Here is a 13850-nt window from a genome sequence, read left to right on the forward strand (position 1 = left end):
CTTACACTACACCTTCTATTCTTTATCACGGGAGTTATCAAAGGTACGATTACCCCCTGTTTCTATGGAAATGAGTTACTTTTAAGGTGCGAAGGTTCAAATCCGTTTCGAGAGGGGGTGCCACCTTCACCTCCCAGTTTAATTACTGATCCTTCATCCCCTGCTGTAAAGAAACCATTTCCTGTCCAAGGGCTTCAAGTCTTTCCAAAACACGTTCATCCTTAATTTCATCACCGTCCATGTTAAAAGCACTGTTATGGACAAAAACATTGCCAGTTGGAACTAATCCTTTAAAATAGGAAAGAATTGATCTTAGATGATATTCCATCACAAGAAAATGCCGGTCTGACCAACCGGTTGCAACCATCCCGGTAACTTTATGTTTAAAGGTGTATTCTGGCAAATGATCGAACAGATTTTTTAACGCTCCTGGAATAGACGCTTGGTAAATGGGAGTCCCAAATACAAGGAAATCAGAGGAAGCAATCTTTTGAACAATATCCCAGGTATCGTCATTATAGTCTGCCAAGGGAGCGCCATTAAAAAAGTCGATTTCATAATCTCTTAAGTCGACTAATTCTGTTTTTATGGATGAATCGAAACGACGAGCGCGAACTAAAATCTGATTCACCACGATCGATGTTTTATCCCCTGCAAGCGCACCTGATACTCCTATAAGTTTCATATATTTTAACCTCTTTTCCAGTTAATTTGTATTTTGTCGTATAGTACAAGTTTATCATTTAGAAGAAGAAGGCTCTAATTTTGTGATTTTGTTAGATGATAACAGCTAATGATATGTTGTAAATAAAAAGACCGGTGTATCAAATCAGAGAAGTGATACACCGGTCTTTTTATTTTACCTTCAGTTGATCCACCGTCTCTTTTTTCGGTGTAACAAACAATGTTTTTTGATTATCGTATGTCACGTACCCTGGTTTTGATCCATTCGGTTTTTTTACATGACGAATTAATGTATAGTCTACCGGAACGGAGGAAGATTGTTGAGATTTACTGAAGTAAGCAGCTAAAATAGCAGCTTCCTCTAATGTTTTTTCGCTTGGATCCTCGTCTCGAATGATAACATGCGAACCTGGAATATCTTTCGTATGCAGCCATATATCATTGCGGCGGGCTAATCGCATTGTTGCATATTCATTCTGTTTGTTATTTTTCCCAACTAAAATAGTCGTGCCGTCAGAAGACTGGTAAGTTTCTGGCGATGGCTTCTGCGGTTTCTTTGTCTTTTTCGAAGCACGCTGTTTCCGCAAATATCCTTCTTCCCTGAGCTCTTCACGAATTTCTTCAATATCATCGGTACTTGCTACATCAAGTTGCTGTAACAATTGGTCAAAATATAGAATTTCTTCATTCGTTCGTTTGATTTCTGTTTCCATCATTTTTCGGGAATTTTTCAGCTTTTGATAGGTCTTAAAGTAATTCTGTGCATTCGCACTTGGTGATTTATTCGGATTCAATGGAATGGTTATTTCCTGCTGATCTGGATCATAGTAGTCTACGACAGAGATTTCTTTTTGATTTGGCTTCACTAAATGCATATGCGCTGTTAAAAGTTCACCCATTTTTTGATAGTGATCTGCCCGTTCAGACTTCTCAACCGTTTGCTGATGTTTTTTCAGCTTCCGAACGTTTTTATCCTGTTCATTTTTAATAAAGCGATAGAGGTCTTTTGCCTGCTGTTTGACACGGTCCCGTTCGGCTTTTCCAGAGTAAAATGCATCGAGCATTGTATTGATCTCTTCAAATACCGTGTCTGGTTTTTCTTCTGGAAAAGATAGTACATGAAAATCTTCTTTTGGTTCCTGGTAGACAGCAGGCTGATAATCATTTTCTTGTAATTGCTTCTGAACAAGGGAAATCATGTTCTCGTAGTCTTGATTAGAACCAAGCCGGACAGGCTCTATCATTCTTTTTGTCACAAATGGTGAAAAACCTTCTAATAATCCAAGCAGCTGTTTATCCATTTTTCCAGTATTGAAATCTAATTTTTTTACAATGGATGCACTATCTCTATTTAAAATGGAGACCTTATGCTGGTCAGGCGGTAACTGATACTGTTGTCCCGGTAAAATCATCCGGTGCCGGTTTTGGGATAAAGAGACATGTTTCAAACTGTCAATAATATGCCCTTTTTCCTGGTCGACTAAAATAAAGTTACTATGCTTGCCCATGAGTTCGATAATTAATTGTTTATAACTGATATCCCCTATTTCATTACGGGTCCGGATCGTAAATGTAACGATCCGTTCCATTCCTTTTTGTTCGATCTGTTCAATTACACTCCCGGTCAGATGCTTTCGCAGCACCATACAAAACATAGGGGGTTCTTTCGGATTGGTGTAGGAATCGTTCGTAATATGAAAACGGGCATAGGTAGGATGGACAGAAAAAAGCAGGCTGTGGTTTACAGACTGGCTGCGGACTGTCATCACAATCTCTGTTTCCGATGGCTGATAGATTTTATTTATTTTTCCTCTTTCTAATTTTGTTGCTAATTCATTTGTAATCGCTCTTGTTACAATACCGTCGAATGGCATATGTGATCACCTCATTGGCAATTATAGCATCTTTTTAGATGTTCGGGCATAGAAATGGATTAAGTGCTTGTACAATTCATGTCTGTCGGAGGAATGTATAATGAAATGGTATCAGCTAACACCAGAAAAATTAGAAGAGACATTACAAGTAAAATCGAATGTCGGATTAGGAGAGAAGCAGGTTTCGAAGAGACGTCAGCAATATGGCGAAAATGTTTTAGCAGCGAAGAAAAAAATACCTAAATGGATTTTATTCTTAAAACAATTCCAAGATTTTATGGTATTAGTTTTGTTAGCTGCAACGTTGCTTGCAGGGTTACTAGGAGAATATATTGATGCAATAGCTATTATGGTTATTGTGTTAATTAACGGGGTCATTGGTTATTTCCAGGAGCAGAAGGCAGAAAATTCATTAGAAAAATTGAAGGAGCTGTCTGCCCCCGTAGCCAACGTAAGAAGAGATGGACAATGGGTCAAGATTCCATCCAAAGAAATTGTAGTAGGAGATGTCGTAAGATTTACAAGTGGCGATAGGATTCCAGCAGATGTAAGGGTAATTCGAACTGCCAGCCTGGAAACAGAAGAGTCTGCTTTGACAGGGGAATCTCTGCCTGTTGCGAAACATGCAAAAGAAATTAGAATGGATGGGCTAGAAGCACAGGACCAAGTTAACATGGCTTTTATGGGAACGCTTGTTACACGCGGATCAGGCGAGGGCATAGTTGTTGGTACAGGTATGAAAACCGTTATGGGGCAGATAGCTACTTTGCTCGATAATACCAAGAAAACAATTACACCGTTGGAAATGAAATTAGCCGAGTTAGGAAAAATATTAATTGTTGTCGCTCTATTCCTTACCATACTAGTGGTCGGAGCTGGTATATTCCAAGGTCATCCGATGTACGAAATGTTTTTAGCAGGCGTTTCCCTGGCGGTAGCTGCTATACCTGAAGGTCTGCCGGCAATTGTTACAGTTGCTCTATCACTTGGTGTTCAGCGGATGATTAAAAAGAAAGCCATTGTAAGAAAGCTTTCGGCAGTAGAGACATTAGGATGTGCCTCTGTCATTTGTTCAGATAAGACAGGCACAATGACTGAAAATCAAATGACTGTGAAGGAAGTATATATAAATGAAAAAACCTTGTATGTTACAGGTGACGGGTATCAAACACAAGGAGATTTTCTATATAATCAGAAGAAGATAGAAGATTCTCATTCCAATTTAAAATCAATGCTCCTATATGGAATGTTGTGTAACCATGCATCCGTTTCGACGAAAAAAGGAAAGAATGTAGTAGATGGTGATCCGACAGATGGCGCTCTACTCGTTGCAGCGTATAAGTTTGGTTTCCATGAAAATGATAAACAGGAATTTCGGGTTGTCAAAGAAATTCCATTTGATTCCAATCGGAAACGGATGAGTATCGTTGTAGAAGATAAAAACGGCATGCGTTTATTAATCACGAAGGGCGCGCCTGATATTTTACTCCCGAAAACTTCCTACATCCAAACAGAGGATGGGAAAACGATTTTAACAAAGGAACAAAGCAAAAAGACGGAGCAAGCAGTAGTAGCTATGGCTGAAAAAGCACTGCGAACGATTGCGATAGGTTTCCGGGTCTTATCTCCGTCAGAATCATTAGATACGGCATTATTAGAGGAAGATTTAACATTAATTGGTTTATATGGTTTGATGGATCCTCCTCGAAAAGAAGTGAAAGCGGCTGTCCGTGAATGTAAAGAAGCAGGGATTAAAACAGTAATGATAACAGGGGATCATGCGAATACGGCGAAAGCAATTGCGAATCATTTAGAAATTCTGCCAGAAAGCGGTAAGGTGCTGGAAGGTAAAGAATTAACACAAATGTCCGATGCTGAATTAGTGGAGACGATTGAAGATACGTATGTTTTTGCACGAGTAACGCCGGAGCATAAGCTTCGAATTGTCAATGCTTTTCAAGAAAAAGGCCATATCGTTGCGATGACAGGAGATGGTGTCAATGATGCACCTGCAATGAAAGCAAGTGATATAGGTATTGCAATGGGAATAAGTGGTACGGATGTAACGAAAGAAGCGTCGTCATTAGTTCTGATGGATGATAACTTTGCGACCATTAAATCGGCTATCCAGGAAGGCAGAAATATTTATGAAAACATTCGTAAATTTATTCGCTATCTGCTGGCTTCTAATGTAGGAGAAATTTTAGTAATGCTCTTTGCGATGCTACTTGGATTACCGTTGCCGCTAGTACCTGTGCAAATTCTTTGGGTGAACTTAGTGACTGATGGGCTGCCGGCAATGGCGTTAGGTGTGGATCAGGCGGAGGGAGACGTGATGAAAAGAGGGCCTCGAAATCCACGGGAAGGGATTTTCTCTCGCGGACTTGGCTATAAGATTATCAGTAGAGGGATCTTAATTGGTGTGGTTACATTGATCGCCTTTATTATTGCTTATCAAAATGATCCTAATAACCTTGTCTACGCCCAGACAATTGCTTTTACAACACTGGTAGTAGCACAATTAATTCATGTATTTGATTGTCGCAGTGAAAAATCAATTTTTTCTAGAAATTTATTTGAAAATCGTTATCTGATTTTGGCTGTATTATCATCCATGTTGCTGCTCTTAGTTGTTATTTACTTCCCGCCGCTTCAGCCGATTTTCCATACAGTAAGCTTGTCTGTCGTTGACTGGTGCCTTATCGTGGGACTAGGAGCATTACCAACAGTATTATTTGGATTTACTAAAAAATAAAATATCAAATTTATTACGGAGAATCGTCCGTAAAACTCCCACTGAATGAAGTTTCGTTTTATAGAAGCAGCTATCCCATCGATGCAGTATAATGTGCTGCAAGGTGGGATAGCTGTTTTAACTAATTAGAGTATATTTTAATATCTGGATAAACACGCGAGATGAAGCCTGTGAACATCACTCTATTTTCCTATTTCTTGGTTTTGCCCTTGTAACAAAAAAGTTTATAGTATAAAATTCAATAAAGATACAGTATAATGGTACTATTATAGATAGAAAAGAAATGGTAGGGGGAAAAATCTTGAATTTAAGTTTAATAAACATTGGCTTTGGTAATGTTGTTTCCGCAAACCGCATTATTTCTATCGTGTCTCCGGAATCAGCACCAGTGAAAAGAATTATTACCGTTGCCAGGGAAAATAATAAATTAGTGGACGCTACGTATGGAAGACGTACCAGAGCTGTTATAATTACTGATAGCGATCACGTTGTATTATCTGCAGTGCAGCCTGAAACAGTAGGACAGCGGCTTGTGACAAGCGACGAAATTGCAGACGAATAACGAAGCTGGAAATTAGGAGGAAATGGTTTGATTAAAGAGAAAGGCATTTTATTCATTTTATCTGGCCCATCAGGAGTAGGGAAGGGTACAGTTCGTAAAAAGTTATTTGAGGAAGAAATGGATCTTCAATACTCTATTTCGATGACAACCAGAGATAGAAGAAATGGGGAAGTCGATGGTGTTGATTATTTTTATAAAACACGCGAAGAATTTGAAAGGCTAATTGAAGAAGGCGAGCTTTTAGAATATGCCCAGTATGTAAATAATTATTACGGGACTCCCAGAAAATATGTAGAAGAAACCATAGAAAAAGGACTTGATGTTTTTCTTGAGATAGAAGTGCAGGGAGCAATGCAGGTGAAGGAAAATTTCCCTCAAGGTGTATTTATCTTCTTATTCCCTCCTAGTTTAGAAGAGCTGAAAAATCGTATCGTTAACCGTGGTACAGAATCACAAGAACTTGTTTTAAACCGTCTGAAGGAAGCACGTAATGAAATAGAAATGATGGATGCTTATGATTATGTTGTCGTCAATGATCAGGTGGAGACAGCAGTTGATAAAGTAAAAGCAATTATTAAAAGTGAGCATTTAAAGCGGGAAAGAATCGCAAAACAATACAAGCAAATTTTGGAGGATGAATTATCATGATGTTAGAACCTTCTATTGATTCACTGCAAACAAAAATTAAATCAAAATACAGTTTAGTAACTTTATCTGCCAGAAGAGCCAGAGAGCTAAGTGAAACAAATGATGTGTTAGTAGAACGTCCAAAATCACATAAATTTGTTGGTAAAGCATTAGAAGAAATTGAAGCTGGAAAGCTGTATATTAGAAAATAAAAAGTGGTACACAGAAGAAAAAAAGACCTTTGCACAATGAATAATTCTTCATACAAGAATTGTTCACGATGCAGAGGTTTTTCTATTTACTCAACTTTCGAACCTGAGAATAAGCATATATATCTTGCCTTTCCACGGTTATCATGTTTTTCCTTGTTTTGCTTGATTTTGACTAAATCAGCTTTTTTTGAACGAATGATAGTGCATAGCTTCCGCTCCGGCCAACCACTCCGCTTAGTTAGGATTCTACAGCGAAGGAATGAAATAACATCCTGTTGGGGTGAAAGAAATAGTATCTCTATCGCTTGATGACACGATCATTCCGTTATTTCAAATGGCTGGATTAGCAGTTCGAATCATAACAGCATGAATAATTAACATCAGGAATAGCTTTCATGCACAAAAAGAAATCATTGCCGAACATTTTTACCATGCACCACGAAAAATCTCTTCTGTCTGAACTACCTTTTATTTGTTCAGCTTATTCCACGTATAGAACATCTAACTAGCGGAGGCGGACCGTTTTGACTCCTGAGGGATCAGCACCATCTGAAGATCCACTTTTGCCAAGTGCTCTTCTTGGCAAAAGTTAGCTGAAGAGCGTGCCCCTAGGAAGGCAAAACGGTCCGCCGCAGCGGTGCTTTACACTTCACCATCTATTCTTTTTATGGAACAAATGATCAACTCTTGTGTCTATGGATATGAAGTTACTTTTTTAATACGCAAAAGTTGAGCTATTTACAAGTTCATTTTCGGATCCTTTTACAAGTATTTTTTACAAGCCTTTATTCGGCAGAAAACACTTATTATATGTTATAACTATGTATAGAGAAGGTAAAAAAATTGTGGAAATATGTTTTCCTGTATTAGTCGTATTAACTTGACAGCTTTGATAATCACAGTCTTATTCAATGAGGGATGAAAGGAAATCCCTCGCTGAATGAACACGTACTTTACACGTTTTTAACTACAAATATATGAAAATAAATCATAGAGAGGATGTTTTCCATGCTCGATCAGAAAAAGATACTATTAGGTGTTTCTGGAGGAATTGCTGTTTATAAAGTAAGCGCGCTGGCAAGTAAATTGACACAGCTTGGAGCGGAAGTGAAGGTTATTATGACAGAAAGTGCAACAGAATTTGTTACGCCCTTAACCTTTCAAGCTTTAACAAGAAATCCGGTGTATACAGATACTTTTGATGAAAAAAATCCAAAGAAAATAGCGCACATTGATTTAGCCGATTGGGCAGATATCGCCATTATTGCGCCGGCAACAGCAAATATTATTTCAAAAATAGCTCATGGACAAGCGGATGATATGCTCTCAACCACTATGCTGGCAACGCAGGCAGAGGTGTATATTGCACCGGCAATGAATGTGCATATGTACGAGCATCCGGCTGTTATCCAAAATATGAAACAGCTTGACAAATGGGGCTATCATTTCATTGAACCGGGTGATGGATATTTAGCATGCGGTTATGTTGGAAAAGGCCGTTTGGAAGAGCCGCAGGAAATCATAACTGTACTGGAACGCCATCAACAAAAAAAACACGATATGCAAGGAAAAAAGGTACTTGTCTCTGCAGGACCAACAAAAGAAATGGTCGATCCGGTGCGTTTCTTTACCAATCGCTCCTCAGGGAAGATGGGCTTTTCTCTGGCTGAAGCAGCTGCGGAACGGGGTGCAGATGTTACCCTGGTTGCAGGTCCGGTATCGTTGGAAGCGCAGCACCCTTCAATTAAACGAATTGATGTAGTTTCCGCCAAAGAAATGTATGATGTGATGAATGATCAGTTTGCGGATAAGGATATTGTGATTAAATCTGCTGCTGTAGCAGATTATCGACCTAAAGAGGTGCAAACATCCAAGATGAAGAAAAAAGAAGGCGATGATGTGATCACTTTAGAGCGGACAGAAGATATCTTAAAAAAACTTGGCGAAAGAAAAGAAAATCAATTTTTAGTAGGATTTGCTGCAGAAACAGATACGCCGATTGAATATGGGCTGGGAAAACTGAAAAAGAAGCATTTAGATGCGATTGTTGTCAACGATGTCAGCCGTGAGGGAGCAGGATTTGAAGGAGATACGAATATTGTTTCCTATATTAATAAAGCGGAATCTGTCATTGAGTTGCAGCAAGCTGATAAAAAACAAATCGCAACCCAGCTTCTGGACTGTATTTTAGAAGATATGAAGGATGATTCCATTTGAAAATTGCCAGTGTTATCGTTGATGTTCCTACAAGTGCAACAAACCAGACATATGACTACCTCGTTCCGGAGAAATATCATGAAATCATTACTCCAGGCATGCGGGTGACGGTGCCATTTGGACCGCGGAAGATTATGGGGTTTGTTGTACAGTTAAAGAGTGAGACGCATTTAACAAAATTAAAGGAACTGCATGAAGTGTTAGATATTACGCCTGTTTTAACAGAAGAGCTGTTGCAGTTAGGGAAATCGGTAGCTACAAAAACGCTCAGTTTATATATTACGGTATTTCAGACAATGCTTCCCCAAGTATTAAAATCACAGTATACAAAAGATTTGGTTCGGGAAACAGATGAATTTCTCAGTCCGGAGTTAGAAGACTTATTCGCTGGGAGAGAGTCGGTTCCATTTGAAGAATTTACAGCTTCTTCTATTAGTTATTACCATCTGCAAAATCAGGTTGAGGCTGGAAATATCACGATTTATTATCATGTGAAGTCGAGAATTACTAAGAAGCAGCTGACAATGGTGCAATTGAATGTATCTGAGATCCGTGCTTTCGAAGCTTTAGAAGATTTATCAAAGCAGGCTAAAAAGCAAAAAGAGCTGATTCAATATTTTATTGAAAATCCGGAGCCGATTGAGCAGGCGAAACTGATAAAACTGCTTGGTACATCAACACAGACCGTGAAAACATTAGTATCAAAAGGGATTGTTAAGACATTTCAGCAGGAAGTGTTTCGTGATCCTTATAAAAATCAGCAGATTGAACAGACAGAGGCGTTCGAGCTTACAAAAGAGCAATCCGATGCTATGCGCCCAATTGTCGCCTCTATCGATAATAAAGAAGACAATGTATTTTTATTGCATGGTGTTACAGGAAGCGGTAAAACAGAAGTTTATTTGCAATCCATTCAACATGTGATTTCTAAAGGGCAAGAGGCTATTGTTCTTGTTCCGGAAATTTCGTTAACACCACAAATGGTTCGTCGTTTTAAAGGACGGTTTGGATCAAACGTGGCTGTGATGCATAGTGGTCTTTCTGCAGGAGAAAAATATGATGAATGGAGAAAAATTCAGCAAAGACAGGTTCAAGTTGTTGTTGGAGCGCGTTCTGCGATATTCGCTCCTTTTTCAAATATTGGTATTATTATCATTGATGAGGAGCACGAAACTACTTATAAGCAGGAAGACCAGCCAAGGTATCACGCCCGTGATGTCGCGATAGAAAGGGCAAACAGCCATCGCTGCCCAGTCGTCCTTGGTAGTGCGACGCCTTCCTTAGAGAGTTTTGCCAGAGCTAAAAAAGATGTCTACAAACTTTTAACCCTTGCCAGCCGTACGAATCATCAGCAGATGCCAGGCGTAGAGATTGTTGATATGCGTAAAGAACTGCATGCAGGCAACCGGACCATGTTTTCGACGTCGCTTATGGAAAATATGAAGGCTTGTATGGAACGGGGAGAACAAATTGTACTGCTCCTGAACCGGAGAGGATATTCTACATTTGTAATGTGCCGTGACTGCGGACATGTATCTGAATGCCCGCATTGTGATATTGCGTTAACGTATCATAAGAATACACACAGACTGAAATGCCATTATTGTTCCTATGAGCAGGCTGTTCCAGAGCATTGTCCATCCTGTGAAAGTGATTTAATCCGATTTTTTGGAACAGGTACACAGCGCGTGGAGGAATCGTTAGCGAAGCTCCTGCCAGAAGCCCGTGTTATCCGGATGGATGTAGATACAACGCGAAGAAAGGGAGCACATGAAAAATTATTAAAACAGTTTTCCGAGAAACAGGCTGATATCTTACTTGGGACGCAAATGATTGCCAAAGGACTCGATTTTAAGGATGTGACATTGGTGGGTGTTTTATCTGCGGATTCCATGCTGCATCTTCCTGATTTTCGTGCCTCAGAACGTACTTTTCAATTATTAACCCAGGTAAGCGGAAGAGCGGGAAGACATGAACTCACCGGCAATGTCATTGTGCAAACTTATACACCGGAACATTATAGTGTGACATATGCAGCAGGACATAATTATTTGGATTTCTACAAGCATGAAATGGCTGTCCGTAAAGCATTTCAGTATCCGCCATTTGTATTTCTTGTATTGATTACAGTGTCACATGAAAATCATGTCCGGGCTGTACAAGTGACTGGAGAAATTGTAAAGCAGCTTAGTGAAGTGATATCGCCGGGAACAACTGTTTTAGGGCCGACTCCTTCTACAATTACACGGATAAAAGATAGATATCGGTACCAGTGCATGATAAAATACAAACATGAACCTGACTTAATTAGATATTTAGAACAGATTAAATCGGTATATGCGGATGAGATACGGAAGCAGACGCTGCAGTTGTTTATTGATATGCAGCCGTATTATATGATGTAAGGTAGTTCGAATTGTAAGGAAATGAGGGAATGAAATTGAAACGAATCGTTTTTATGGGGACACCAGATTTTGCTGTCCCTGTTTTACAAAAACTTATTCAAAATAAATATGACGTCGCTCTTGTTGTGACACAACCTGATAGACCTAAAGGAAGAAAAAAGGTAATCACTCCTCCTCCGGTTAAAGAAGAAGCTTTAAAACATGGGATAGAAGTGTTTCAACCAGAAAAGCTGAGAAAAGATTATCAAGCACTGATAGATGCAAAACCAGATTTGATTGTAACAGCTGCTTATGGTCAAATTCTACCTAAAGAAGTACTTGAGATAGCCCCTTTTGGAGCCATCAATGTACATGCATCCCTGCTTCCTGAGCTGCGTGGCGGTGCACCAATCCATTACTCCATTATTCAAGGGAAAAAGAAAACAGGCGTAACGATCATGTATATGGCAGAAAAATTAGATGCAGGAGATATTCTTACACAGACAGAGGTAGAAATAGAAGATACAGACCATGTCGGTACATTGCATGATAAGTTGGCTGACGCTGGGTCAGACTTGCTTATGGACACGTTACCTGATTTGTTTGCTGATAACATAACACCTGTAAAACAAGATGAATCATCGGCAACCTTTGCAGCAAACATAAAACGGGAACAAGAACAGATTGACTGGAATAAACCTGCTGCAGAAATTTATAATCAAATAAGAGGACTTCACCCATGGCCGGTCGCTTTTACAATCTATCAAGGGAAGGTCATGAAAATCTGGTGGGGAGAGGAAATATCGGACAGCTCGTCTTCCAAACCAGCGGGAGAAATTATAGCAAAGGACAGTAAATCTTTTACTGTTCAGTGCGGACAGCAAACAAGTATCAAGATTACAGAAATTCAACCTGCCGGAAAGAAACGCATGAAGGTAAAAGATTACTTGCAGGCGTCACAGGACAGGATTCAAATTGGTGTAATACTAGGAGAATAAAATAATTATGAACTATCAATTGAGGCAAACAATGCTTGACGTACTTATTCGAATTGAGAAAGATAAAGGGTTTAGCAATCTGATATTAAACCATGAATTGCAGCAAAAAGGCTTAATTGAAAAAGACAAAAGGTTACTTACAGAGGTTGTTTATGGAACGGTACAAAATCAATTAGCAATTGACTATTATTTAGCACATTTTATAAACAATAAGAAGAAGTTAGATATATGGGTGAGACAGCTTTTAAGAATGTCTGTTTATCAAATGGTTTATTTAGAAAAAATTCCAGATCATGCTGTGGTCCATGAGTCTGTTGAAATTGCAAAAATTCGAGGTCATAAGGGGATCGCTTCATTTGTAAACGGGATATTACGCAGCATTCAGCGGAAAGGCCTTCCAGACATTTCTTTGATTAAAGATCCGGTTAAAAGGATTTCGATAGAAACCAGTCATCCAGTATGGCTCGTAGAAAGATGGGTAGAAATGTATGGGATGGACCGGACTGAGGCAATGTGCCGTGAAAACTTAAAGCACTTTCCAATGTCTATTCGTATTCAACCAATGAAGACAAATCGCGAATCGATTATGAAACAGTTGGAAAGTGAAGGCTTCACTGTAACAGCATCAGTATTTTCGCCGCAGGGTATTCTAATTGAGAAAGGAAATATTTTTAAAACAAATCTTTTGCAGGATGGCTTAGTAACGGTACAAGATCAAAGCTCCATGCTTGTAGCAGAATGTTTAAGATTAGAGCCGGGTATGAAAGTACTGGATACTTGCAGTGCGCCAGGCGGCAAAGTAACACATATTGCTGAAAAAATGGCAGATCAAGGAGAAATTCATGCCTATGACCTGCATAAGAAAAAAATAAATTTAATAGAAGAAAAAGCATCTACATTGGATTTACACACGATAACCGCTTTTCAAGGGGATGCCAGAAAACTTCATGAAAAATATGAAGAGGAAAGCTTTGATCGAATTTTGATCGATGCTCCCTGCTCCGGTCTAGGCGTTATTAATGGTAAACCTGAGATAAAATACGAAAAGCAAGCTCAAGATATTGAACGTCTTTCATCCATTCAGCTGGATATTATTCAATCTGTAGCAAAACTCCTTAAACCAGAAGGATTACTGATTTACAGTACTTGTACAGTCGATAAGGAAGAGAATAATCAAGTCGTTCAGGCATTTTTAGAAAAAAATCCTGCCTTTTGCATGGATCTTTCCTTTAGAGATCAACTTTCTGAACCGTTAAAACAAGCGCCAGGATGGTCGCCAGAAGGCTTACAACTATTCCCTCAAGATTTCCAAACAGATGGTTTTTTTCTAACAAGAATTAAACGAAATAAGTAGGGTGTGTTTATTAGAGGCTAAAAATTATGTTGCATAGTTTTAATCTCAGTAAGATTGTGCCATAATTATGTATAGAAGCGTATGTTCAAAAGCTTGAGAAACGCATTGAATCGTTTTAGCTGCTTTTTGAATATCTATTTATTATTAATCAGAAGTACTAATTATTGTTTGAAAAGGATATAT

Annotated in this window: 10 protein-coding genes; 8 read left to right on the forward strand and 2 right to left on the reverse strand. The window is 38.9% G+C overall.

What is annotated here, in order from left to right; translation table 11 throughout:
- Positions 1-142: 142 nt before the first annotated feature.
- Together BN986_RS11335 and BN986_RS11340 are read right to left on the reverse strand one after the other, a co-directional pair.
- Positions 143-685, reverse strand: coding sequence for an NADPH-dependent FMN reductase (locus tag BN986_RS11335; protein ID WP_040980003.1), 543 nt, complete (start codon positions 683-685; stop codon positions 143-145).
- Positions 686-854: 169 nt separating this feature from the next.
- Positions 855-2558, reverse strand: a complete 1704-nt coding sequence (locus BN986_RS11340; RefSeq protein ID WP_040980005.1) for an Rqc2 family fibronectin-binding protein — start codon at positions 2556-2558, stop codon at positions 855-857.
- Between the two features lie 100 nt (positions 2559-2658).
- Here BN986_RS11340 and BN986_RS11345 point away from each other — a divergent pair, with 100 nt between their 5' ends.
- From BN986_RS11345 to rsmB, 8 genes are all read left to right on the forward strand, one after another.
- Positions 2659-5313 carry a cation-translocating P-type ATPase gene (locus BN986_RS11345; protein WP_040980007.1) on the forward strand — a complete coding sequence of 885 codons (2655 nt, stop codon included), beginning with the start codon at positions 2659-2661 and terminating at the stop codon, positions 5311-5313.
- A 301-nt stretch (positions 5314-5614) separates the two neighbouring features.
- Entirely contained in the window at positions 5615-5875 is a 261-nt protein-coding gene (gene remA, locus BN986_RS11350; protein ID WP_040980009.1) for an extracellular matrix/biofilm regulator RemA, read from the forward strand.
- Positions 5876-5902: 27 nt separating this feature from the next.
- Positions 5903-6523 (forward strand): guanylate kinase, encoded by a 621-nt coding sequence (gene gmk / locus BN986_RS11355; protein WP_040980011.1) that lies wholly within the window; start codon positions 5903-5905, stop codon positions 6521-6523.
- Positions 6520-6714, forward strand: a complete 195-nt coding sequence (gene rpoZ / locus BN986_RS11360) for a DNA-directed RNA polymerase subunit omega (RefSeq protein ID WP_074435657.1) — start codon at positions 6520-6522, stop codon at positions 6712-6714. The genes gmk and rpoZ overlap by 4 nt, the downstream gene beginning before the upstream one ends.
- Before the next feature lie 1008 nt (positions 6715-7722).
- Positions 7723-8931, forward strand: coding sequence for a bifunctional phosphopantothenoylcysteine decarboxylase/phosphopantothenate--cysteine ligase CoaBC (gene coaBC / locus BN986_RS11365; RefSeq protein ID WP_040980013.1), 1209 nt, complete (start codon positions 7723-7725; stop codon positions 8929-8931).
- Complete coding sequence (gene priA, locus BN986_RS11370) at positions 8928-11336, forward strand: primosomal protein N' (protein ID WP_040980016.1); 2409 nt, start codon at positions 8928-8930, stop codon at positions 11334-11336. The genes coaBC and priA overlap by 4 nt, the downstream gene beginning before the upstream one ends.
- Before the next feature lie 35 nt (positions 11337-11371).
- Positions 11372-12313 (forward strand): methionyl-tRNA formyltransferase, encoded by a 942-nt coding sequence (fmt, locus tag BN986_RS11375; RefSeq protein WP_187378548.1) that lies wholly within the window; start codon positions 11372-11374, stop codon positions 12311-12313.
- A 7-nt stretch (positions 12314-12320) separates the two neighbouring features.
- Entirely contained in the window at positions 12321-13667 is a 1347-nt protein-coding gene (rsmB, locus tag BN986_RS11380) for a 16S rRNA (cytosine(967)-C(5))-methyltransferase RsmB (RefSeq protein WP_040980020.1), read from the forward strand.
- The last annotated feature ends 183 nt before the right edge of the window (positions 13668-13850 follow it).

The sequence above is a fragment of the Oceanobacillus jeddahensis genome (genome assembly GCF_000750635.1).
GTDB lineage: Bacteria > Bacillota > Bacilli > Bacillales > Amphibacillaceae > Oceanobacillus > Oceanobacillus jeddahense.

Excerpts from the sequence above, each read along its gene's own strand:
- BN986_RS11335 (WP_040980003.1), bottom strand. The coding sequence starts at position 685 with ATGAAACTTATAGGAGTATCAGGTGCGCTTGCAGGGGATAAAACATCG.
- BN986_RS11340 (WP_040980005.1), bottom strand. The coding sequence starts at position 2,558 with ATGCCATTCGACGGTATTGTAACAAGAGCGATTACAAATGAATTAGCA.
- BN986_RS11345 (WP_040980007.1), top strand. The coding sequence starts at position 2,659 with ATGAAATGGTATCAGCTAACACCAGAAAAATTAGAAGAGACATTACAA.
- rpoZ (WP_074435657.1), top strand. The coding sequence starts at position 6,520 with ATGATGTTAGAACCTTCTATTGATTCACTGCAAACAAAAATTAAATCA.
- coaBC (WP_040980013.1), top strand. The coding sequence starts at position 7,723 with ATGCTCGATCAGAAAAAGATACTATTAGGTGTTTCTGGAGGAATTGCT.
- rsmB (WP_040980020.1), top strand. The coding sequence starts at position 12,321 with ATGAACTATCAATTGAGGCAAACAATGCTTGACGTACTTATTCGAATT.